The following is a 21,647-nucleotide window of genomic DNA, read 5'->3' on the forward strand; positions in this document are numbered from 1 at the left end:
GATGCTTCTCCTACATTCATACGCACTATCAAAATCCCCAATCGGGGAAAAAATCAGGCCGCTATAAATAACAGAAGGAAGGAAGGTTAGCAATTATTCCTGTCGCCTGCTTGACAATGGTGTGAGGGCAGGCGTATTTGGCGAGCAACTTCATCCAATAATCGCTTTTTTATTCAGCGCTATGAATGGGGCATTTCGTCCAGTAATAACGGTAGGCGTGCATCCAGCGCAATACCGTCAGGCGATAGTTGAAAACCGTAGCAAATAACCTCCACTCCTGCTTGCTGAGCCTGGGCCAGCAATTCTGCATAGCGTTTGTCAATGTGTCGGGCAGCAGCGACCTGCCTGATGCCCGTATGCAATACGGCAAAAAAAAGTACCGCCCGGTGACCATTGGCAACCCTGTTTTGTAACTCCCTGAGATGCTTCTGCCCCCGCAGAGTGACGGCATCCGGGAAATATCCACACTGTTGCTGTAATAAAGTAACCGATTTGACTTCAATATAGCAGTTAGGTCTATTTTCTGCCTGCAATAACAAGTCTATACGGCTATTTTCATCCCCATACTTAACCTCTCTTCTGACAGAAGTGTAACCAGATAATTCAACAATATAATTATTATCTATTGCTGCACTGGCTAACTCATTGGCACGCAAGGTATTTACGCATATCCAATCATCGGTTTGGGTCTGAGTTAACTCCCAACTATGGGGATACTTACGTTTTGGGTTATCCGAGGTCGAATACCAGACCCTATCCCCTGGCGTGGCACAACCGGTCATTGCTCCGGTATTAGCGCAATGAATAGTTAATGTTTCTCCCTCGGGCGTCACAATATCAGCTAAAAAGCGTTTATACCGCAGGATAAGTGTGGCGGGCTGTAATTTGGGGTTAAAAGATAATAACCGAGGAGCCAAAGCCGGCAACGGGGAATTAGATGGCATCAGGTTTCCTTTCAGTGCTCGCCAATGGCCAGCTTTGTACAATGTTATAACGGGTGCGGCCTCGTGTGAATACCGATTCATATAACGAAAAAAGGTCTGCCCGAAAGCTTTCGTTGGGCGCTTTCGCCGGTATGGTGACTGGGCGAATAGCCCCACGGAATAACGTCACATGGGGATGAAATGGCAGTGGTGTTTGGTAACAACCACTGCGCGCCGCTTGGGATCGCAACAACTGGGCCAATTGCAACAGCCCGCGCGGGGGATTTTTACATCCGAGCCAGATCACTCCGGAATTAGGCCAGTGGCCAATATCATCCAGCGTTATGTTAAAACCTGACTGACTAATGCGCCCGGCTTGTTGCTGCAAGACTTGAGCTTTAGCGTGACTCACCTCGCCGAGGAATGCCAGTGTCAGGTGGAGATTCGCGGCAGCAATAGGGCGGCCAGCCTCGGGCGGGAAGTTATCTGCTCGCCATGGCACAATGGTCCGTTGCAGGGCATCAGGTAGGGCCAGCGCAAAGAACAGGCGGCGAAAGCGGGTTTTATTATCGACGGCTTTAATCATTAGATTGGCATAATCACTCGGCTAAATACGCTATACGGCCATGATGTTACAATGGCTGACGATGAAAGTAGAGAGTGTGGGGAAGAATGTGGTGGTAAGTCAGAGAGAAAGTGATGCGCAGGGGGCTGCTTTGCCGATAGGTGAAGTGCTCAGTGAGATATTGTCTGCGTTGCAAACCTCACCGCAAGTCTTGCTCCACGCCCCGACTGGTGCCGGTAAATCGACCTGGTTACCGCTACAAATCTTACAACTTGGGGGCTTGTCTGGTCGGATTATCATGCTGGAACCCCGGCGGCTGGCGGCGAAAAATGTCGCTTACCGGTTGGCCCAGCAATTGGGTGAACAGCCGGGGCAGACGGTGGGCTATCGGATGCGCGCCGAAAGCAAAAGCGGGCCGGAGACACGGCTGGAAGTGGTGACCGAGGGCATTCTGACCCGCATGCTCCAGCAGGATGCCGAGCTGACGGGCGTGTCTTTGGTCATCCTTGATGAGTTCCACGAGCGCAGTTTACAGGCCGATTTGGCGCTGGCGCTCTTGCTGGATGTGCAGCAAGGGCTACGTGATGACCTCAAATTGCTGATAATGTCGGCGACGCTGGATAACCAGCGGCTTTCCGCGCTGTTGCCCTCCGCGCCAGCGATTGTCTCCGCTGGGCGCAGCTTTCCGGTCGAGCGCTGCTATCAACCTTTGTCGAGCCATGAGCGGCTGGAGGATGGGGTTGCCAATCGTGTTAAGCGCTTATTGAATGAGCAAGCGGGTTCTTTGCTGCTATTTTTACCCGGCGTGGGGGAGATTCATCGTGTGATGGAGCGGCTGCAAGGCGAGGTTGCCAGTGATACTGACCTCTGCCCACTGTATGGCGCTTTACCGCTCAGTGAACAGCAAAAAGCCATTCAACCGGCGGCTGTTGGGCGATGTAAAGTGGTGCTGGCGACCAATATTGCTGAAACCAGTCTGACCATTGAGGGTATCCGGCTGGTGGTCGACAGCGGGTTGGAACGTGTCGCGCGTTTTGATGTCAAAAACGGCTTGACCCGGCTGGTGACTCAGCGCATCAGCCAGGCTTCCATGGTGCAGCGTGCTGGGCGTGCCGGGCGACTGGAGGCGGGGATCTGCTGGCATCTGTTTGCTAAAGAGCAGGCCGAGCGGGCCGCAGAATACAGTGAGCCAGAAATTCTTAACAGTGATTTATGCAGCTTGTGGTTGGAGTTGCTGAACTGGGGATGCCAGGATGAGGCGCAGCTCAGTTGGCTTGACAGGCCGCCGCAAGCTGCACTGGCTGTAGCGCGCGATTTATTGCGGCGTTTAGGGGCTATTGATTCATCGGGGCAGCTCACCCGCATGGGGCGCAGCATGGCCAGTTTGGGCTGTGAGCCTCGGTTAGCCGCGATGTTGTGTTTTGCCGCCGAGCAAAGCCCGGACGCCTTAGCCACGGCGGGATTATTAGCGGCGATTCTGGAAGAGCCGCCGCGATCCGGTCAAATTGATTTACACTATTGGCTCAGCCGCCCACAGCCGCACTGGCAGCGGCGTGCGAGGCAATTAACACAAAGAATTAATGCCCGTGTTGGCGCGGTTGACAGTAATATTGCCGCTCAATTGCTGGCGTTGGCTTATCCGGATCGCATCGCGCAGCAACGTGGGCAAGATGGGCGCTATCTGTTGGCTAATGGTATGGGCGCGGCAATGGCGCAAGACGAGGCGTTGTCACGTGCGCCTTGGTTGGTGGCTGCCAGCTTATTACAAAGCAGCAGCGGGCCGGACGCGCGCATTTTACTGGCGTTACCGATTGAGATTGAACCGCTGGCGCAGCAACTCCCCCGCTTGGTCGAAGAGCGGACAGTGGTCGAGTGGGATGATGAAAAAGGCACTTTACGCGCCTGGCGGCGTTGGCAAATTGGGCGGCTGACTTTACGGGCCCAGCCCTTAGCGAAACCCAGTGATGAAGCATTGCAATTCGCGCTGCTAAACTGGGTGCGCGAACAAGGGTTGCAGGTGCTTAATTGGGATGAAAATGCCGAACAATTGCGCACCCGCTTACATTGTGCCAGCCGTTGGCTACCCGAAGAGCAATGGCCGGCGGTAGATGACGAATATTTACTGGATAAACTTGAGCTGTGGTTGCAGCCGTCACTGTCCGGTGTGCGGGATTTACGCGGGCTGCGCCAAGTGAATATTGCGGAAGCATTGACTCGCTTGTTGAGCTGGCAGTTACGTCAACGGCTGGATACTGAGCTGCCAACTCACTACACTGTGCCGACCGGTAGCCGCCTATCCATTCGTTATTATGTCGACCGTCCACCGGTATTAGCGGTGCGTTTGCAGGAAGTTTTTGGCGAACAGCGCAGCCCGATGCTAGCAAGTGGGCGGGTGGCAGTGGTGCTTGAGTTACTTTCACCGGCACACCGGCCGCTACAAATTACCGGTGATTTGGCCGCTTTCTGGCAGGGCGCGTATCGCGAGGTACAAAAAGAGATGAAAGGGCGCTATCCCAAACATGTCTGGCCAGATGATCCGGCCAATACCCGCCCGACTCGCCGGACCAAGAAGTATCAGGATAAATGATGTCACATGGCTAACAGCCAATAATTTCAGATGTTTCCCCTTTCTATCCGATGAATTGGGGAACACATTAAGTCGCAATGCGCGTGGAGAGAAAGACATGTCTGGGGATGACCGCGAGCCAATAGGGCGCAAGGGCAAAAAAGCCCAACCCAAAGCTACACCAAAACGGCCATTGCGCCGGCGGCGTGATGAAGATGAATATGAAGAAGACTATTTAGATGACGAAGACCACGACGATGATGATTATGATGATGACGAGGAAAAACCGATGCCAAGAAAGGTAGCATCACGTCCCCCGCGTAAAAAACGCCGTTGGCTTGGGTTATTCATCAAACTGTTCCTGGTGGGCGCAGTGGTGTTGGCAATCTATGGGGTCTACCTCGATTCGCAAATCCGCAGCCGAATTGATGGCAAGGTTTGGCAACTGCCCGCCGCTGTCTATGGCCGCATGGTGAGCCTTGAACCGGGGATGTCCTACAGCAAGAAAGAAATGATCGATTTGCTGGAAGGGATGCAATACCGGCAGGTCACTCGCATGACTCGCCCTGGTGAGTTTACCGTGCAGGGCGACAGCATTGATATTTTGCGCCGCCCGTTTGATTTCCCTGATGCGAAAGAAGGTCAAATCCGCGCGCGTTTGGTGTTTAAAAATGACAGTTTGGCGCAAATCCAAAACCTGGATAATCAGCGCGATTTCGGTTTCCTGCGCCTTGATCCGAAGCTTATCACCATGCTGCAATCTCCTAACGGTGAGCAGCGCTTATTTGTGCCGCGTGCTGGCTTCCCTGATTTGCTGGTCGATACCTTGCTGGCAACAGAAGACCGCCATTTCTATGAGCATGACGGCATCAGCCCGTATTCTATTGGCCGCGCGATGCTGGCTAACCTCACTGCCGGTAAGGCGGTGCAGGGCGGCAGTACCTTGACGCAGCAGTTGGTTAAAAACCTGTTCCTGACTAACGAGCGTTCATTGTGGCGTAAAGCCAACGAGGCTTATATGGCCCTGCTGGTAGACTACCGTTACAGTAAAGATCGGATACTTGAATTGTATCTGAACGAAGTGTATCTCGGCCAAAGTGGCAGTGATCAGATTCGCGGTTTCCCTTTGGCGAGCCTGTATTACTTTGGTCGTCCGGTGAATGAACTGAGCCTCGATCAGCAAGCTATGCTGGTGGGCATGGTGAAAGGCGCGTCGCTGTATAACCCATGGCGTAACCCGACTCTGGCGCTTGAGCGCCGCAATCTGGTGCTGCGCTTGTTGCAGAACCAGGGGGTGATTGATGCCGAGCTGTACACCATGCTCAGCGCCCGACCACTGGGCGTGCAGCCGAAAGGCGGAGTTATCACCCCGCAGCCGGCATTTATGCAGATGGTGCGTCAAGAATTACAGCAAAAACTGGGCGACAAAATTAACGATTTGTCCGGCGTGAAAATCTTCACCACCCTCGATCCGGTTTCACAGGATGCAGCAGAAAAAGCCATCGAAGAGGGAATTCCGGCGCTAAAAGCGGCGCGCCATCTGGATGATTTGGAAGCGGCGATGGTGATTGTCGACCGTTTCAGTGGCGAAGTTCGTGCCATGGTCGGGGGCGCGCAGCCGCAATTTGCCGGCTTTAACCGCGCGATGCAGGCCCGACGTTTGGTGGGGTCACTTGCCAAACCACCGACCTATCTGACCGCCCTGAGTGAGCCGGATAAATACCGCCTTAATACCTGGCTGGCGGACCAACCGCTGTCGATTAAATTGCCTAACGGCTCATCATGGCAGCCGAAAAACTATGATCGCCAGTTCCGTGGTCAGGTGATGCTAATTGATGGTTTGGCTAACTCGCTGAACGTGCCGACGGTTAATCTGGGGATGTCCGTCGGGCTGGATCAGATAAGCGTCATGCTGCAACGTCTGGGTATTCCGAAAAACGTTATCAACCCAGTTCCAGCGATGTTGCTGGGGGCGATTGACTTGACTCCGGTGGAAGTGGCGCAGGAATATCAGACTATCGCCAGTGGTGGGAATCGCGCGCCATTGTCCGCAGTGCGCTCGGTGATTGCTGAAGATGGCACAGTGCTGTATCAGAGCTTCCCGCAGGCGGAGCGCATGGTACCGGCACAGGCGGCTTATCTGACCCTTTACGCCATGCAGCAAGGGGTTGCCCGCGGGACATCCCGTTCATTATCAGTGAAATTCTCAAAATACAATCTGGCTGCCAAAACCGGTACCACCAACGACCTGCGTGATAGTTGGTTTGCCGGTATTGATGGCAAAGAAGTGGCGATTGCCTGGGTGGGGCGTGACAATAATGGCCCGGCCAAGTTGACCGGTGCTAACGGCGCGCTGACTTTGTATCGCCGCTATCTTGAGAATCAAACCCCATTGCCGCTGGTATTGCAGCCACCGGAAGGGATTAGCCAAATGAATATTGATTCGGCTGGGAATTTTGTCTGTGGTGATGGCGGTGGTATGCGCACAATCCCGGTTTGGACAGAAAACCCGCAAGGCTTGTGCCAAGCTGCTCAACCTGCGGGGCAAGCTAAACCTGATGGCGATGGCGTCGCGGGTTGGATCAAAGATATGTTCGGCCAGTAATACTCAAAAAATTGGCACGGTGACTGTTATCGTGCCAATTTTTCGTTTCCCCGCACTTAAACTCCCCGCCGCCATCTTCAGGTAATCAGCAGGCTTTGCGCTTGCAGTTCGCCGTGAATTACGCATAAACTAGCTGCTTTGATAATTATTATCGTTTCGATTCACTTTCTCGTTATTTGTCGATAACGTTTGGGTCACAGTAATGGTTAAAGCCGCTAACATTCAATCGCAGGGCACTATCTTGGACCAACAGGCAAGCCAATCCAGCGTGTTTTCACTCCGTGAGTTGAGTTTTTCGGTTCCTGGCCGAATCTTATTGCAACCCTTGTCACTGACCTTTCCACAAGGGAAAGTCTGTGGGCTTATCGGCCATAATGGTTCCGGTAAATCGACACTGTTAAAAATGCTGGGTCGCCACCAACCGCCCGCCAGTGGCGAAGCATTACTCAATGATGTGCCATTAGCGCAGTGGGACAATAAAGCTTTTGCCCGTGAAGTGGCTTATTTGCCACAGCAATTACCGGCAGCGGAAGGGATGACGGTGCGTGAGCTGGTGGCGATTGGCCGTTATCCATGGCATGGCGCGCTGGGGCGTTTTCGTCAAGAAGACCGCGAACAGGTGGAAGAGGCTATTGCGCTGGTGGATTTAAAGCCGCTGGCGAATCGGTTGGTCGACAGTTTATCTGGCGGCGAGCGCCAACGTGCCTGGTTGGCGATGATGGTGGCACAAAATAGCCGCTGTCTGTTGCTCGACGAACCGACTTCAGCACTGGATATTGCTCATCAAGTCGAGGTATTGGGGCTGATTCAGCGTCTTAGCTGTGAGCGCGGTTTGACCGTCATCGCGGTATTGCACGATATTAATATGGCGGCCCGCTATTGTGACTATTTAGTGGCATTACGCGGGGGCGAGATGATCGCGCAAGGCTCGGCAGACAGCTTGATGCAGGGGACGGTACTGGAGGAAATTTACGGCATTCCTATGGGAATATTGCCGCATCCAGCTGGTGGTGCGCCGGTAAGTTTCGTGTATTGATGAAAATGCCTTTCCCCCTAGCTGCAGTGCGGCCGAACCTGACTCGGCGCAGATTGCTCGCCGCGTTAGCCTTATCGCCATTATTATATTCATTGCCCGGATGGGCGGTGAATCCCCCTAAAATTGATGTTCGCGGGGGGGCTCTGGATAGGATCGTTGCTCTGGAATGGTTGCCCGCAGAATTATTGCTGGCGCTGGGAGTCACGCCGTATGGTGTGGCAGATACTCATAATTACCGGTTATGGGTCGAAGAACCGGCATTACCTGCCAGTGTCATTGATGTCGGCCAGCGCACTGAACCTAATTTGGAATTGCTGCAACAAATGGCACCGTCATTGATTCTGATGTCAGAAGGTTTTGGCCCCTCACCAGAGAAACTCGCGCCTATCGCCCCATCGATGAGTTTTGCTTTTAGCCAACAGGGGCTTTCACCGCTCGCCGTCAGTAAAAGTTCATTGCGTGTATTAGGCCAGCGGCTGGGGTTAGAAGCTGCTGCTGAGCAGCATATCGCCGATTTTAATCATTTTATGCAAGCCGCTCGCCAGCGGATATTTAATACCCACAATACGTCATTATTGATGTTTTCTCTGTTGGATGCTCGCCACGCCTTGGTCATCGGCCAAGGTAGCCTGTTCCAGGATGTATTAAACGAATTGAATATTAAAAATGCCTGGCAGGGCGAAACCAATGTGTGGGGCAGCGCGGTGGTGGGCATCGAACGTTTAGCGACGGTAAAACCGGGGCGAGCAATGTGTTTCGTCCAGGGTAATAGTGAAATACTACAACAGGTTACCCGCACACCATTATGGCAATCCATGTCATTTGTGCGCCAAAATCAATTACAGATACTGCCCGCAGTGTGGTTCTATGGCGCAACTTTGTCAGCCATGCGATTTGTGCGCCTATTAGAATCGGCGTGGGATAAATCCTGATGATGACAAAGACCCCGCGTAAAATCTGGCTTTTACCTGCCAGCTTACTTGGCTTATTACTGATTTTTGCTGTGGTGCTGACACTGCACAATTTTAGCCAGACATTACCCGCCCCGCTCTGGGGGGCAGCGCTATGGCAACCTGACGGCGATGATGTGCGCCAAATGTTATTCCATTACAGTCAACTACCCCGCTTGGTCGTGGCACTGCTAACCGGTGCCGGATTGGGCCTGGTGGGGGTTTTGTTCCAGCAAATCTTGCGAAATCCATTGGCTGAACCCGCCACCTTGGGGGTCGCCGCAGGCGCTCAGCTTGGTTTAACCATCGCAACGTTATGGATGCTACCCGGCGGTGAATTGACCCGCCAACTGGCAGCAATGGCCGGTGGTATAACTATTGGCGTGCTGGTATTTGGTGTGGCTTGGGGCAAACGAATGTCGCCAGTGACACTGATATTGGCGGGGTTGGTTCTCGGCCTTTACTGTAGCGCAGTTAGCAATCTGCTGGCGTTATTTCATTATGACCAACTGCAAGGGTTGTTCCTGTGGAGCAGCGGCGCTCTGAATCAACAAGATTGGAGCACGGTACAGTTTTTGCTACCTCGTTTGCTGATAACCGGCGTATTGGCGGCTTTATTGATTCGCCCATTAACCTTGCTCGGGCTGGATGATGGTGTCGCCCGTAATTTAGGGCTAGGGCTGTCATTGGCTCGGCTTAGTGCGCTGGGGATAGCAATATTGTTTAGCGCAATGTTGATTAATGCGGTCGGCGTCATTGGTTTTATTGGTCTTTTTGCACCTCTGTTGGCAAAAATTTTAGGCGCTCGCCGGTTATCGCAACGCCTAATGTTGGCGCCGGTATTAGGCGCGTTGCTGTTGTGGGTAACGGACCAAGGGCTCATCTGGTTGGCTCAAGTCGGGCAAGAAATTTCGACCGGTGCGGCTACCGCGCTGATTGGTGCTCCGTTGCTGTTATGGTTGCTGCCTCGCTTACACAGTGCGATGGCACCGAGTATGGATTTTGGCGACCAGGTTTCCGCTGAGCGGCAAAATTTGGGCATCTGGATCAGTGGAGGTTTGCTGGTACTGCTGGCCGGTTTGATGGTGGCGCTGATGTTTGGTCGTGATAGCCATGGCTGGAGTTGGATTAGCGGCGATGATATCCAGGCATTATTACATTGGCGCTGGCCGCGAGTATTCGCTGCATTGGCGGCCGGAGTGATGCTGGCGGTGGCGGGAACATTAATTCAAAAGCTGACGGGCAATCCGATGGCCAGTCCCGAGGTGTTGGGGGTCAGTTCCGGCGCATCTTTCGGTGTCGTGATTATGATGTTTATCGTGCCAGGTAATGCGCTAGCATGGTTGTTACCGGCTGGGAGTTTAGGTGCGGCGGCAACATTATTGCTGATTCTGGTGGTTGCGGGGCGAGGAGGGTTCTCTCCCGGTAGAATGTTATTAGCAGGAATTGCATTGAGCACCGCCTTTACCACGGTGATTACCATGTTACTCGCAAGCGGCGACCCCCGAATGCGCGGTTTGCTGACATGGATTTCTGGCTCTACCTATGCTGTTGATGCTCCACAAGCACTGAGCACCGGTGTCATCGCCCTGATTCTGATTGCATTAGCACCGCTGTGCCGCCGTTGGCTAATGATTTTACCCTTAGGCAGTGTAACGGCCAGAGCATTAGGTGTGGCGCTGGCACCTAGTCGGTTAGCTATTTTGTTACTGGCAGCCACTATGACAGCAGCAGCCACATTGACGGTTGGGCCATTAAGTTTTGTTGGCCTGATGGCACCTCATATGGCTCGTATGTTGGGCTTCCGCCGAGCCATGCCACAGCTATTTATCGCGGCTATTTTAGGTGGTTTATTGATGGTCTTTGCTGATTGGTGCGGCCGGATGCTGCTATTCCCAAATCAGATCCCTGCTGGATTGTTGGCGACGTTTATTGGCGCGCCATATTTTGTTTATTTATTACGTAAGCAAGGGCGGTAGTTCGATTTTAACCATCTCCCAGCATAGAGAGATGGTTAATTCATTGATATTAAAGCTTGGCGAAGCACCGACGAGCGGCATCCACCGTTTTCTGAATATCTTCTTTGCTGTGCGCCACAGACATAAAACCAGCTTCAAAAGCAGATGGAGCCAGATAAATACCTTCTTCCAACATCAAATGGAAGAAACGTTTGAAGCGCTCAACATCGCAATTCATCACATCCTGATAGCAAGTCACGGTCTTAGCATCAGTGAAGAAAATGCCGAACATGCCACCGACATGGTTAACGACCAATGGGATATTCTCTGCTTTAGCTGCGTGCAGCAGGCCGCTTGCCAGTGAATCGGTTAATTCGGTTAGGGTTTCATGGACACCGACCTGTGCAACTTCGGTCAGACAAGCAAAACCGGCAGCCATGGCAATTGGATTACCGGACAACGTACCGGCCTGATAAACCGGGCCCGTAGGGGCCAGCGCATCCATCACATCACGACGACCACCGAAAGCACCTACCGGCATACCGCCGCCGATGATTTTACCCAGACAAGTTAAGTCAGGGACAACATTGTAGTAATCTTGCGCGCCGGCTAATGCCACACGGAAACCGGTCATAACCTCATCAATAATCAGCAGTGCTCCAAATTCGTCACACAGTGTACGCAGGCCGGGTAGGAACTCCGGTAGTGGCGGGACGCAGTTCATGTTACCGGCGACTGGCTCGACAATAATACAGGCAATATCTTGTGGATATTGTTCGAAAGCCTCACGTACTGAATCCAGATTGTTATAAGTACAGGTCAGAGTGTGTTTAGCAAAATCAGCGGGTACACCCGGAGAGTTTGGTTGCCCAAGAGTCAGAGCACCGGAACCGGCCTTGACCAGCAAGCAGTCGGCGTGGCCATGGTAGCAGCCTTCAAACTTGATAATTTTATCGCGGTTAGTGAAGCCACGGGCCAGACGAATCGCACTCATGGTCGCTTCGGTGCCGGAGTTGACCATTCGCACCATATCCATCGTTGGGACTAAATTGGTGACCAATTCAGCCATTTTGACTTCCATCTCAGTGGGGGCACCAAAGCTCAGACCGCGCTCGACAGCTTCAATGACGGCCTGACGAATCGCCGGGTGATTATGCCCCAAGACCATTGGCCCCCAGGAGCCAACATAGTCAATATAAGCCTTGCCATCGACATCAAATAAATATGCGCCATCAGCACGTTCAATAAACAATGGGCTGCCACCAACGCCGGTGAATGCACGCACCGGAGAGTTAACCCCGCCTGGGATCAACTCTTTTGCTTGGGCATACAGACTTTCGGATTTACTCATAAACGGCTCCTGAATTAGGCGACATTAACATTGGCAACATCAGCCTTGGCAATCAACAATGCTGCTTATTCTAAAGGACTGGCTGCGGTTATCAAATGATTGGGCATATTTAACAGACAGCTTGCGCGACATGCCGCAAAACTCAAGAAAAAGTCTTTTCTGAACAAGATCATTTCATGGACGTTTAATCAGGCACATTATTAATGTGTAAGCTAGACTCATATTGCTCATTTGTATTACTTATTATTTAACTGACAAGCATACAAACCATGACTGATTCAACGCAAAATATACCCGATGACGGCATTTCTGAAGTTAAACGTGGCCGCTTTATCCATGCATTAGTTAATCGCGACACAACCCCCTTAGTTATTCTTATCATGGCCGCTGTCGTAGGGGCGGTCACCGGTTTATTGGGGGTCGCATTTGATCGCGGTGTTGATTGGATCCAGCAAGAAAGGTTAGCGACCCTCGCTAAGGTTGCTGATAATGCAATTTTAGTCTGGCCGCTGGCTTTTATTATGTCGGCGCTATTGGCTATGTTGGGGTATTTTCTGGTCCGCCGTTTTGCGCCGGAAGCGGGGGGCTCTGGGATACCCGAAATAGAAGGGGCAATGGAGGAGATGCGCCCAGTTCGCTGGTGGCGGGTGATTCCGGTCAAGTTCATTGGTGGGCTTGGTACTCTCGGGGCTGGCATGGTGTTAGGCCGGGAGGGGCCAATGGTGCAAATGGGGGGGAATAGTGGGCGGATGATTGTTGACATCTTCCGTTTGCGCAGCTCAGAAGCGCGTCATTCATTATTAGCAACTGGTGCAGCAGCGGGGCTCTCAGCCGCTTTTAATGCTCCATTGGCTGGGATTTTGTTTGTTATTGAAGAGATGCGTTCGCAGTTCCGCTATAGCTTGGTCTCCATCAAAGCGGTATTTGTGGGAGTCATCACTTCAACCATTGTTTACCGCTATTTTAATGGCGAGCGTGCGATTATTGATGTAGGAAAACTCAGTGATGTTCCGCTGAATACCTTGTGGCTCTATCTGTTGCTGGGTATTATTTTTGGTGCAGTGGGAGTGATGTTTAATGCGTTGATATTTCGTACACAAGATCTATTTATGCGTTTCCACGGTGGCGACTGGCGAAAATTGGTATTAATCGGTGGTCTGTTGGGGGGGATGTGTGGCTTACTGGCTTTGATTCATGGTGAAGCAGTCGGCGGTGGTTTTGCCCTAATTCCCATCGCAGTCGCTGGTAATTTCAGTATTGGTATGCTGCTCTTTATCTTTATTGCGAGAGTTATTACCACGTTACTGTGTTTTGGCTCTGGTGCACCTGGTGGGATATTTGCCCCAATGTTGGCTTTGGGGACCATTCTGGGAACCGCTTTTGGCTTATCCTGCGCACATTTTTTCCCGCAATACAGTATTGATGCTGGCACTTTTGCTATTGCCGGAATGGGGGCGCTGTTTGCCGCCTCGGTACGTGCTCCATTAACCGGGATCGTGTTGGTATTGGAAATGACCGATAATTATCAACTTATTTTGCCAATGATTGTGACTTGCTTGGGGGCGACCTTAATAGCACAGTTTATGGGGGGTAAACCCTTGTATTCAGCTATTTTGGCCCGCACATTACAAAGACAAGAGCAGGCTGTAAAGGTAGCGGAACAACAGGCCGCAGTTGAAAGTAGCACCCAAACAGGTAGATAATATATAACATTAGGCCACAATACTTGAATGAATTACTCGGGTATTGGATAATCAATAGATAGATCAGGCTGCCATTGTAGTAACCTGCACCTCGAACACCGGTTGGGAGTGATGAGTATGAGCGATGAAACAGTACTGCCCCTGCAGTTTACCGAGGCAGCGGCAAAAAAAGTGAAACTGCTGATTTCTGATGAGGAAAATCCAAATCTGAAACTGCGGGTGTACATTACCGGTGGCGGATGCAGCGGGTTCCAGTATGGCTTTACTTTTGATGATCAGATCAACGACGGCGATATGACCATTGAGAAGCAAGGTGTTGAGTTGGTCGTGGATCCAATGAGCCTGCAATATCTGGTTGGTGGCGCAGTGGATTACACCGAAGGGCTGGAAGGCTCTCGCTTTATCGTGACTAATCCGAACGCGAAGAGTACTTGTGGGTGCGGTTCTTCTTTCAGCATCTAACCTACCCTTCCTTGGTGCTACAGCTATGTTAGCGGCACTCATGCACCCTAATCACTTACTTGAGTAAGCTCATCGGGATTAATGAGCCTCATCCTTGAGGCTCACCCTGCGGGCTAGCATAAATGCTGTTCAAATTGGTTCCCGACCAATTTGTTACTCGTTTGCTGCCTTGTTGTAACATTGATGTTTTTGGGTATAAAATCACCGAAGATTTTGATAAAAAAAACCGCAACCTCCATAGTCGCGGTTAATGAGATGGTCACCCCCACCCTGTGAGCGGTAAGCTGATAGGGTGTTTTATTTTGGAGGGATCATCATGCAAAACGTTACACTCATCGGCATCGATCTCGGTAAGAATTCATTCCATATTCATTGCCAGGAAAAACACGGCAATGCATTGTCGCGGAAGAAGTTTCCCCGCTCTCAGTTAACCACTTTCCTCTCTACCTGTATGACTTCGACCATTGTCATGGAGCCTTGCGCCGGCGCGCACTTTATGGCCCGTCATATCAGCCAGTTAGGGCATCAGGTAAAACTCATTTCTCCGCAGTTTGTCCGCCCCTTTGTTAAAAGTAATAAAAATGATTTTATCGACGCTGAGGCCATCTGCGAAGCCGCTTCCCGTCCTTCCATGCGCTTTGTGACACCCCGACCCGAAGATCAGCAGGCGATGTTGGCTCTGCATCGCGTCAGGGAACGGGTCAAAACCACCAACCAAATGCACGCTTTTTTACTTGAGTTTGGGGTAAGCATGCCACGCGGTATTGCCGTGATAAGACGGCTGGCAACCGTGTTGGAAGAGCACGAACTGCCGCCATACTTAGCCCGTTTGCTCACCCGACTTCATCAACATTATGGCTACCTCTGTGAACAACTTGAGGAGGTTGAAAACGGGGAGATGAAAATCTGCGACGGCTGCTGGTGCAATGCGCCCGAGTGTATACGCAGCGGCTGGAATACCAGTCGGGTCGACTGGCAGAGTGAATAGTCTGGGCAGTAACCACACAAGGAACCGTCTTCAGTAAATAAAAGAGCCAACAGTAAATCTGCTGTCAGCTCAATAAGTTACCAAGTAACTTTCTGGTTTTGCGACGACTGATTATTATGACATGAACGGCACAGCGGCCTGATGATGAACCTGATATAAAAAATGGCTTTTTTAAGGTTCATCAGGCGCGGAACTCATCATGGCGCGGACATCCTTGTCCACCAGACGCCGGATAGATTTAAGCAAGCCCATCATAAATCAAAATCGGTGTTGCAAAAACGGGGGTGACCATAGATTTTATATCTGAATATTACCATTCAACAGTAATCAATTGCGCCATCTGGTCGGTACTTGTTTTGCTAACATGTAGGCCATTTGATGCAATAAAAGCATGGCTGATTCTCGGTTCCGTAACCAATCCATTTCCTCTATGACACTGTATTTCTGGATAATTCATTTTTGGGTTATTCACTACGTGTTCATTTTTATTCGACAACTGCACCTGACAAGATGGCACGATAGTCAGATGTAAATCTATTGTGCCGCTTAGCCCCTGGGCTAGCGACGGACTGGCAAAAACGGCCAGCCAAAACATCAACAAAAAATATTTCATAATTTATAACTGCATTTTTAGCTGCCACTATCTGGTTCAGGCAGCTATGACTCTAGGTATCGGACAATTATTTAAAAACTTGAAGATTTAATTCGTACTCATCCCCATATTTCATCCTAATGAATAAAACTTGTAAACTCGGTGAGAGTCTACAAGCAAGGTGTATTGTACGAAATACAGGCTTTTATTGGCAATCAGAATGATGAATAGTTAAATGATGAGTGGTTAAATGATGAATGGTTATCAGTGCTCTATTTCAAATGTTGGTAGTTTTAAGCGCCAGCGAATAGCGGCAAGTCTGATACCTAAGGTTATCACCATGCCCAGCATCATTGCTTGTTGCAGCGGCATACCAAAAGTATAAAATGCCGTAGCATGCACAATACCGCCAATGATACAGGCCGTGGCATAGATTTCAGTACGCAGGATCATCGGGATCTCGCGTGCGAGCACATCACGGATAATCCCCCCACCAACGCCGGTTATAACCCCCATACAGATAGCAACTAGCGGGCTGGCACCCGCAGCAAAGGCTTTATTGACCCCGATACCCACGAATACCGCCAGACCAATAGCATCCAGCACGGGTAGAATCCATTTAGGTGTTCGCCGTGGTTGCCGTACCAGCAAGATAGTTGCCAGACAAGTCACCATCGCGACCACTAAATCGGTGGGATCTTTCACCCAAAATACAGGGCCATTGGCTAAGGCCATATCGCGAATTGTGCCGCCACCAACAGCAGTCACCACCCCCAAAACCAACACGCCAAAGGGATCCATGCGCAACTTCCCCGCCAGCAATACACCAGAGATAGCAAATACCGCAGTACCTAAAATATCCAGCCAATAGACCAGCATTAATGTGACTCCGCCACAGGGGATGGAAGACTGGCCATTTGCTGGCACAGTTGTTTAGCGGCCAGCAGAATACGTGGGCCAGCACGATTAAACCAGTCCTCATTCAGGGTTATCACAGGAACTGTAAATTGGGGCCGCCAAAAGGCGTGGATATTATCTGCCTGGGACTTATCACCACTCACCACGATAACTTGTGGTTGGCGAGTCATGACTTGTTCACGACTGACTTGCGGCCAGGGAACTCGGCTACCAGCAAAAATATTTTCCCCACCGCAAAGAGAAACAACTTCACTCTGTAACGTATGTCCGGAACTGGTAAACAGCGGTTGAGTACCAAATTGTAGGAAAGTGCGTAACGGCTGGTTGCGCGCATTCTGGCGACGTAACTCGGTAACCTCATGACGCAACTGAACTGCCGCCTGACGTGCTTGCTCTGGATGTGGGCTGTATTGGGCCAATTTATCCAGATCATCTGCGATTTGATCAATATTAATCGGATCAGAATAGAAAATCGGGATACCAAAAGAAGCTAATTGATCCAGCGGACGTTGTGGGTTCCCCCCGCGCCAGGCGAGGATCAAATCAGGCTTTAATGCCAGAATACGTTCGATATTCACCCCTTGCCATGAGGCAACATGCTCCAGCTTTTTAGCGGCTTCTGGATAGTCAGAGTAAGCACTTACTGCAATCAATTTATCCCCGAGTCCAGCAGCATAGGCCAATTCTGTGGTACTGGGTGATAAACTGATAACCCGCTCAGCTGCCAGTGAGGATGAGATAAATAGGCTGAGCAACAATAACATCGCTGCTTGAGGCAGGATTATTGCTGCTCGTGCCAAGAGGGCAATATTAAGCCGCACCATTAATCGCGGTGAGCCAGTGTGGTTAACATTGCTTCAATCATTAATGTTGACTGTTGAGCGGCGACCACCAAAAACTCTTCAAAGCTCAGGTGAGACTCCTGATCGGCGACATCAGAAATAGCGCGAACTACAACAAAGGGTGTATTGAACAGGTGGCAAACATGGCCGATAGCCGCAGCTTCCATTTCAACAGCAGCAACTGTCGGGAAAGTAGCGCGAATACGGGCCAGAGGAGCGGCGCCATTAATAAAAGCATCGCCGCTACAAATCAGGCCACGAACTGCATTTAAATTCAATTCTTTGATGCAACTTTCAGCCAGTTCAATCAGCTTAGGAGATGCGCTGAAAGCAGCCGGACAACCCGCCATCTGCCCAGGTTCATAGCCAAACGCAGTGACATCTGCGTCGTGATAGCGGACTTCAGTAGAAACTACAATATCGCCGACTTTTAGGCTAGAAGCCAAACCACCCGCCGAACCCGTATTGATAACAATATCTGGCTGATAATGCTCTAATAATAGAGTGGTGCCCATTGCCGCAGACACTTTACCGATACCGGATTTGAGTAGGGCAACATCTACGCCATTGAGTTGGCCGGTGTAAATCTCACAATCTGCACGAGCCAAAGTTTGGCGATTTTCAATTTTGTCACGCAGCAACGTAACTTCTTGCTCCATTGCACCAATAATTCCTACTTTCATATGGATACCTGCCGATTTTAAAGAGTAGATTAGTCTGTAATTATCAATACACAGTTTATCAGGTAAGTGAGATAGTCGGGTAGTTCACCCAAGATAATGCGTAACGCGCCGCAGTTCATACCTAATCAATTGCATCTTCTTCCGAGAGTGGGTATCACTGTATTTAGATGAATACTCAGGGGGCAACATGTCCGGGATTGACTTTAAACAGAAAATTAGTTTTCAGCGGCCATTTGGTAAACCCAGTTCGGCTGAAGATGAATATGAGATTACTCGGGTTTTTGAAAGTGATCGCGGCCGGATTGTAAACTCCGCGGCTATTCGGCGTTTACAACAAAAAACACAAGTTTTCCCCTTGGAACGCAATGCGGCTGTTCGCAGCCGTTTGACCCATTCACTGGAAGTTCAACAGGTTGGCCGTTATATCGCCAAAGAGATCCTCAATCGCTTTAAGCAAGATAAAAAAATCAGTGCCTATGGGCTGGATAAGCTGCTTGATCCTTTTGAAAGTATTGTAGAAATGGCGTGCCTGATGCATGACATTGGTAACCCGCCTTTTGGGCATTTTGGCGAATCAGCAATCAATAATTGGTTCACTAAACAAATGGACCCTAATGGCGGTGGTGCTGAGCCGCGGGGCAAAGATCAATGTCGGGTTAATGTATTAAAGTTACGAGAAGGGGAAACTGAGCTCAATATTTTGCGTAGTAAAATTCGCCATGACTTGAGCCAGTTTGAGGGTAACGCACAAGCCATTCGCTTGGTTTATAGCTTATTAAAGTTGAATCTCACCTATGCACAGGTTGGCTGCATTCTTAAATATACCAAACCGGCTTATTGGTCAGGGGATATTCCCTCTTCCCATCATTATTTAATGAAGAAACCAGGGTTTTATCTCGCGGAAGAGGATTATGTTAAAGATTTACGTCGTGAACTCAATATGGGAGAGTTTAACCGCTTTCCACTGACCTATATTATGGAAGCTGCGGATGATATTTCTTATTGTATTGCCGACTTGGAAGATGCGGTTGAAAAGAATATCTTCAGTGTTGAACAACTTTATGACCATATGATGCAAGAGTGGGGTGATATTGCTCATGGCGATTTGTTTGATAAAGTGGTTGGCGGTGCATTTCGTCAATTAGGACGTGGGCAAGCCCGGCGCAGTTCGGAAGATCAATTCTTTATGTATTTACGGGTTAATACCGTAGGGAAATTAGTTCCCCATGCAGCCCAGCGTTTTATTGATAATCTTCCTGCTGTATTTGCAGGCTCGTTTAACCAAGCTTTATTAGAAGATTCCAGTGCGGCGTGTAAATTACTGCAAATTTTTAAAAAAGTCGCAGTGAAACACGTATTCAACTACCCGGAAGTAGAACAGCTTGAATTACAAGGGTATAGAGTTATTAGTGGATTGCTTGATATATATAGCCCGCTATTAGCTATGCCACAAGCAGCGTTTACACAATTAGTGGCAGAAGACAGCCATCGTCAGTACCCGATTGAGACCCGTTTGTTCCATAAGTTGTCGACTAAACATCGCTTGGCTTATGTGGAGTCAGTAGAGCGGCTAAGTAATTTATCGCCAGAACAACATGAGATATATGAGTATTATTATCGTGCGCGTTTAATTCAGGATTATATCAGTGGTATGACAGATCTTTATGCTTATGATGAATATCGGCGTTTAATGGCTGCGGAATAGTATGCAGAAAACTAAAATGTCCGTTTAATTAACTATAGTTTTGTAAAGACGGACAATATTTTTTTACTTTTTCAATTATTGGCTCTCTGAACTTCATCCCCCATATTTAATCTTACTATGCAAGACGACTATATTCTTCTTACTTGAAATTGCTGTGGTGTTAGCGGTTAGCATTCACCCGATTCACTAAATTGGGTTAGATTCTCGGGTTTGCCAGCCAGACCTAAAGCAATATCAAAATTGATGGGATAAGTCTGTATACATTATTTATTGACTCATTATTAATTGTATAGCGAGAACCAGAATACATGAAAAAAACAACTTTAGTGTTAAGTGCATTGGCATTGAGCATCGGTTTAGCCATGGGGCCGGTTTCTTCTGCCATTGCGGCAGAGACGGCTTCTTCCAGCAGCCAGCAGCTCCCTAGCCTGGCGCCAATGCTAGAGAAGGTAATGCCTTCAGTTGTGAGTATTAATGTGGAGGGGAGTGCCCAGGTCAGCAATGCCGGTGCTGGTGGCATACCACCGCAGTTCCAGCAATTCTTTGGTGATGATTCACCATTCTGCCAGGACGGTTCTCCGTTCCAGGGTTCGCCGATGTGTCAGGGGGGGCCAGGTAGCAAGGGTGGAGTTCCAAACAAGCAAGATTTTCGTGCACTGGGTTCAGGTGTAATTATTGATGCTGCTAAGGGTTATGTCGTAACGAATAACCACGTGGTAGATAATGCGACCAAAATCAATGTTAAGTTGAGCGATGGTCGCAGTTTTGATGCGAAAGTGATTGGTAAAGATCCACGTACTGATATTGCATTGTTACAGCTGAAAGATGCCAAAAACCTGACAGCGATTAAAATTGCCGATTCCGACCAACTACGTGTGGGGGATTATACCGTCGCTATCGGTAATCCGTATGGTCTGGGCGAAACCGTCACTTCTGGTATTGTGTCGGCGTTGGGTCGTAGTGGTTTGAATGTGGAAAACTATGAAAACTTTATCCAGACTGACGCGGCAATTAACCGTGGTAACTCTGGTGGCGCACTGATCAACCTGAACGGTGAGCTGATTGGGATCAACACGGCTATCCTGGCACCGGATGGTGGCAACATCGGTATCGGTTTCGCTATCCCAAGTAACATGGTGAAAAACCTGACCTCGCAGATGGTTGAATTTGGTCAGGTGAAACGTGGTGAGTTGGGCATCATGGGCACAGAATTGAATTCTGAGCTGGCGAAAGCCATGAATGTTGATGCACAGAAAGGTGCCTTTATCAGTCAGGTACTGCCAAAATCTGCTGCGGCCAAAGCAGGGATCAAGGCGGGTGATGTGATTGTCAGCATGAACGGCAAAGCCATTAACAGTTTCGCTGGATTCCGTGCTGAAATTGGGACCTTGCCAGTCGGTAGCAAAATGACCTTGGGTCTTCTGCGTGAGGGTAAACCGGTCAATGTGGACGTCACATTAGAGCAAAGCAGCCAAACTCAAGTTGATTCCGGTAATCTCTACACCGGCATTGAAGGGGCGGAACTGAGCAACTCTGATGTGAATGGCAAGAAAGGCGTGAAAGTTGATAGTGTGAAACCTGGCACTGCTGCTGCGCGTATCGGCCTGAAAAAAGGCGATATTATCATGGGTGTAAACCAGCAACCGGTTCAAAATCTGGGTGAGCTGCGGAAAATCCTTGATACCAAACCATCGGTATTAGCGTTGAGCATTCAGCGTGGTGATACTTCACTCTATTTACTGATGCAGTAATCGCCACTGACACAGTAACCGGTATTTATATAGAAAAAGTATAAATACC

At 49.9% G+C, this 21,647-nt stretch carries 16 protein-coding genes and 1 pseudogene; 10 read left to right on the top strand and 7 right to left on the bottom strand.

The window, feature by feature from the left end:
• Positions 1 to 179: 179 nt before the first annotated feature.
• Entirely contained in the window at positions 180 to 944 is a 765-nt protein-coding gene (gene sfsA, locus FTA91_RS11200) for a DNA/RNA nuclease SfsA (protein WP_072082567.1), read from the bottom strand.
• Positions 934 to 1,509 carry an RNA 2',3'-cyclic phosphodiesterase gene (gene thpR / locus FTA91_RS11205; protein WP_050114012.1) on the bottom strand — a complete coding sequence of 192 codons (576 nt, stop codon included), beginning with the start codon at positions 1,507 to 1,509 and terminating at the stop codon, positions 934 to 936. The genes sfsA and thpR overlap by 11 nt, the downstream gene beginning before the upstream one ends.
• Before the next feature lie 43 nt (positions 1,510 to 1,552).
• Here thpR and hrpB point away from each other — a divergent pair, with 43 nt between their 5' ends.
• The 5 genes from hrpB to fhuB all read left to right on the top strand — a co-directional run bounded on the left by hrpB (position 1,553) and on the right by fhuB (position 10,624).
• Positions 1,553 to 4,075: an ATP-dependent helicase HrpB gene (hrpB, locus tag FTA91_RS11210; protein ID WP_145535110.1), complete on the top strand. Its 2,523-nt coding sequence runs from the start codon at positions 1,553 to 1,555 to the stop codon at positions 4,073 to 4,075.
• A 97-nt stretch (positions 4,076 to 4,172) separates the two neighbouring features.
• On the top strand, positions 4,173 to 6,659 hold the full coding sequence (gene mrcB / locus FTA91_RS11215; RefSeq protein ID WP_145583366.1) for a bifunctional glycosyl transferase/transpeptidase: 2,487 nt from the start codon (positions 4,173 to 4,175) through the stop codon (positions 6,657 to 6,659).
• Between the two features lie 241 nt (positions 6,660 to 6,900).
• Positions 6,901 to 7,695 (top strand): Fe3+-hydroxamate ABC transporter ATP-binding protein FhuC, encoded by a 795-nt coding sequence (fhuC, locus tag FTA91_RS11220; RefSeq protein ID WP_072082579.1) that lies wholly within the window; start codon positions 6,901 to 6,903, stop codon positions 7,693 to 7,695.
• Entirely contained in the window at positions 7,695 to 8,627 is a 933-nt protein-coding gene (gene fhuD, locus FTA91_RS11225; RefSeq protein ID WP_145583368.1) for a Fe(3+)-hydroxamate ABC transporter substrate-binding protein FhuD, read from the top strand. Before fhuC ends, fhuD begins: the two co-directional genes overlap by 1 nt.
• Positions 8,627 to 10,624, top strand: coding sequence for a Fe(3+)-hydroxamate ABC transporter permease FhuB (gene fhuB / locus FTA91_RS11230; protein ID WP_145583370.1), 1,998 nt, complete (start codon positions 8,627 to 8,629; stop codon positions 10,622 to 10,624). The genes fhuD and fhuB overlap by 1 nt, the downstream gene beginning before the upstream one ends.
• A 49-nt stretch (positions 10,625 to 10,673) precedes the next feature.
• Here fhuB and hemL read toward each other — a convergent pair whose 3' ends face one another.
• The gene (gene hemL, locus FTA91_RS11235) at positions 10,674 to 11,954 is read right to left on the bottom strand and encodes a glutamate-1-semialdehyde 2,1-aminomutase (RefSeq protein WP_050114022.1); all 1,281 of its coding nucleotides are present in this window, start codon (positions 11,952 to 11,954) and stop codon (positions 10,674 to 10,676) included.
• Between the two features lie 269 nt (positions 11,955 to 12,223).
• On the opposite strand from hemL, the gene clcA reads away from it, so the two are divergent.
• From clcA to FTA91_RS11250, 3 genes and pseudogenes are all read left to right on the top strand, one after another.
• Positions 12,224 to 13,657: a H(+)/Cl(-) exchange transporter ClcA gene (clcA, locus tag FTA91_RS11240; RefSeq protein WP_145535073.1), complete on the top strand. Its 1,434-nt coding sequence runs from the start codon at positions 12,224 to 12,226 to the stop codon at positions 13,655 to 13,657.
• 117 nt (positions 13,658 to 13,774) lie between these two features.
• On the top strand, positions 13,775 to 14,119 hold the full coding sequence (gene erpA / locus FTA91_RS11245) for an iron-sulfur cluster insertion protein ErpA (protein ID WP_004706254.1): 345 nt from the start codon (positions 13,775 to 13,777) through the stop codon (positions 14,117 to 14,119).
• 316 nt (positions 14,120 to 14,435) lie between these two features.
• Positions 14,436 to 15,100: pseudogene (locus FTA91_RS11250) on the top strand (IS110 family RNA-guided transposase); the annotation flags it as partial.
• A 317-nt stretch (positions 15,101 to 15,417) separates the two neighbouring features.
• Here FTA91_RS11250 and FTA91_RS11255 read toward each other — a convergent pair.
• The 4 genes from FTA91_RS11255 to mtnN form a co-directional block, all read right to left on the bottom strand.
• Positions 15,418 to 15,720 (bottom strand): hypothetical protein, encoded by a 303-nt coding sequence (locus FTA91_RS11255; RefSeq protein WP_072082569.1) that lies wholly within the window; start codon positions 15,718 to 15,720, stop codon positions 15,418 to 15,420.
• A 243-nt stretch (positions 15,721 to 15,963) separates the two neighbouring features.
• Positions 15,964 to 16,578, bottom strand: coding sequence for a TRIC cation channel family protein (locus tag FTA91_RS11260; protein ID WP_019211026.1), 615 nt, complete (start codon positions 16,576 to 16,578; stop codon positions 15,964 to 15,966).
• Positions 16,578 to 17,441 carry a vitamin B12 ABC transporter substrate-binding protein BtuF gene (gene btuF / locus FTA91_RS11265; protein WP_186366593.1) on the bottom strand — a complete coding sequence of 288 codons (864 nt, stop codon included), beginning with the start codon at positions 17,439 to 17,441 and terminating at the stop codon, positions 16,578 to 16,580. The genes FTA91_RS11260 and btuF overlap by 1 nt, the downstream gene beginning before the upstream one ends.
• Positions 17,441 to 18,142, bottom strand: a complete 702-nt coding sequence (gene mtnN / locus FTA91_RS11270) for a 5'-methylthioadenosine/S-adenosylhomocysteine nucleosidase (RefSeq protein WP_145535070.1) — start codon at positions 18,140 to 18,142, stop codon at positions 17,441 to 17,443. The genes btuF and mtnN overlap by 1 nt, the downstream gene beginning before the upstream one ends.
• 187 nt (positions 18,143 to 18,329) lie before the next feature.
• Here mtnN and dgt point away from each other — a divergent pair, with 187 nt between their 5' ends.
• Together dgt and degP are read left to right on the top strand one after the other, a co-directional pair.
• Positions 18,330 to 19,847, top strand: a complete 1,518-nt coding sequence (gene dgt / locus FTA91_RS11275; protein ID WP_050114032.1) for a dGTPase — start codon at positions 18,330 to 18,332, stop codon at positions 19,845 to 19,847.
• A gap of 308 nt (positions 19,848 to 20,155) precedes the next feature.
• Complete coding sequence (gene degP / locus FTA91_RS11280; RefSeq protein ID WP_050114034.1) at positions 20,156 to 21,598, top strand: serine endoprotease DegP; 1,443 nt, start codon at positions 20,156 to 20,158, stop codon at positions 21,596 to 21,598.
• The last annotated feature ends 49 nt before the right edge of the window (positions 21,599 to 21,647 follow it).

It is taken from the genome of Yersinia thracica (assembly GCF_902170565.1).
Lineage (GTDB): Bacteria > Pseudomonadota > Gammaproteobacteria > Enterobacterales > Enterobacteriaceae > Yersinia > Yersinia thracica.

Excerpts from the sequence above, each read along its gene's own strand:
- hemL (WP_050114022.1), bottom strand. The coding sequence starts at position 11,954 with ATGAGTAAATCCGAAAGTCTGTATGCCCAAGCAAAAGAGTTGATCCCA.
- erpA (WP_004706254.1), top strand. The coding sequence starts at position 13,775 with ATGAGCGATGAAACAGTACTGCCCCTGCAGTTTACCGAGGCAGCGGCA.
- fhuB (WP_145583370.1), top strand. The coding sequence starts at position 8,627 with ATGATGACAAAGACCCCGCGTAAAATCTGGCTTTTACCTGCCAGCTTA.
- mrcB (WP_145583366.1), top strand. The coding sequence starts at position 4,173 with ATGTCTGGGGATGACCGCGAGCCAATAGGGCGCAAGGGCAAAAAAGCC.
- clcA (WP_145535073.1), top strand. The coding sequence starts at position 12,224 with ATGACTGATTCAACGCAAAATATACCCGATGACGGCATTTCTGAAGTT.
- hrpB (WP_145535110.1), top strand. The coding sequence starts at position 1,553 with ATGTTACAATGGCTGACGATGAAAGTAGAGAGTGTGGGGAAGAATGTG.
- mtnN (WP_145535070.1), bottom strand. The coding sequence starts at position 18,142 with ATGAAAGTAGGAATTATTGGTGCAATGGAGCAAGAAGTTACGTTGCTG.
- fhuD (WP_145583368.1), top strand. The coding sequence starts at position 7,695 with ATGAAAATGCCTTTCCCCCTAGCTGCAGTGCGGCCGAACCTGACTCGG.
- sfsA (WP_072082567.1), bottom strand. The coding sequence starts at position 944 with ATGCCATCTAATTCCCCGTTGCCGGCTTTGGCTCCTCGGTTATTATCT.
- FTA91_RS11260 (WP_019211026.1), bottom strand. The coding sequence starts at position 16,578 with ATGCTGGTCTATTGGCTGGATATTTTAGGTACTGCGGTATTTGCTATC.
- btuF (WP_186366593.1), bottom strand. The coding sequence starts at position 17,441 with ATGGTGCGGCTTAATATTGCCCTCTTGGCACGAGCAGCAATAATCCTG.
- degP (WP_050114034.1), top strand. The coding sequence starts at position 20,156 with ATGAAAAAAACAACTTTAGTGTTAAGTGCATTGGCATTGAGCATCGGT.
- thpR (WP_050114012.1), bottom strand. The coding sequence starts at position 1,509 with ATGATTAAAGCCGTCGATAATAAAACCCGCTTTCGCCGCCTGTTCTTT.
- dgt (WP_050114032.1), top strand. The coding sequence starts at position 18,330 with ATGTCCGGGATTGACTTTAAACAGAAAATTAGTTTTCAGCGGCCATTT.
- FTA91_RS11255 (WP_072082569.1), bottom strand. The coding sequence starts at position 15,720 with ATGAAATATTTTTTGTTGATGTTTTGGCTGGCCGTTTTTGCCAGTCCG.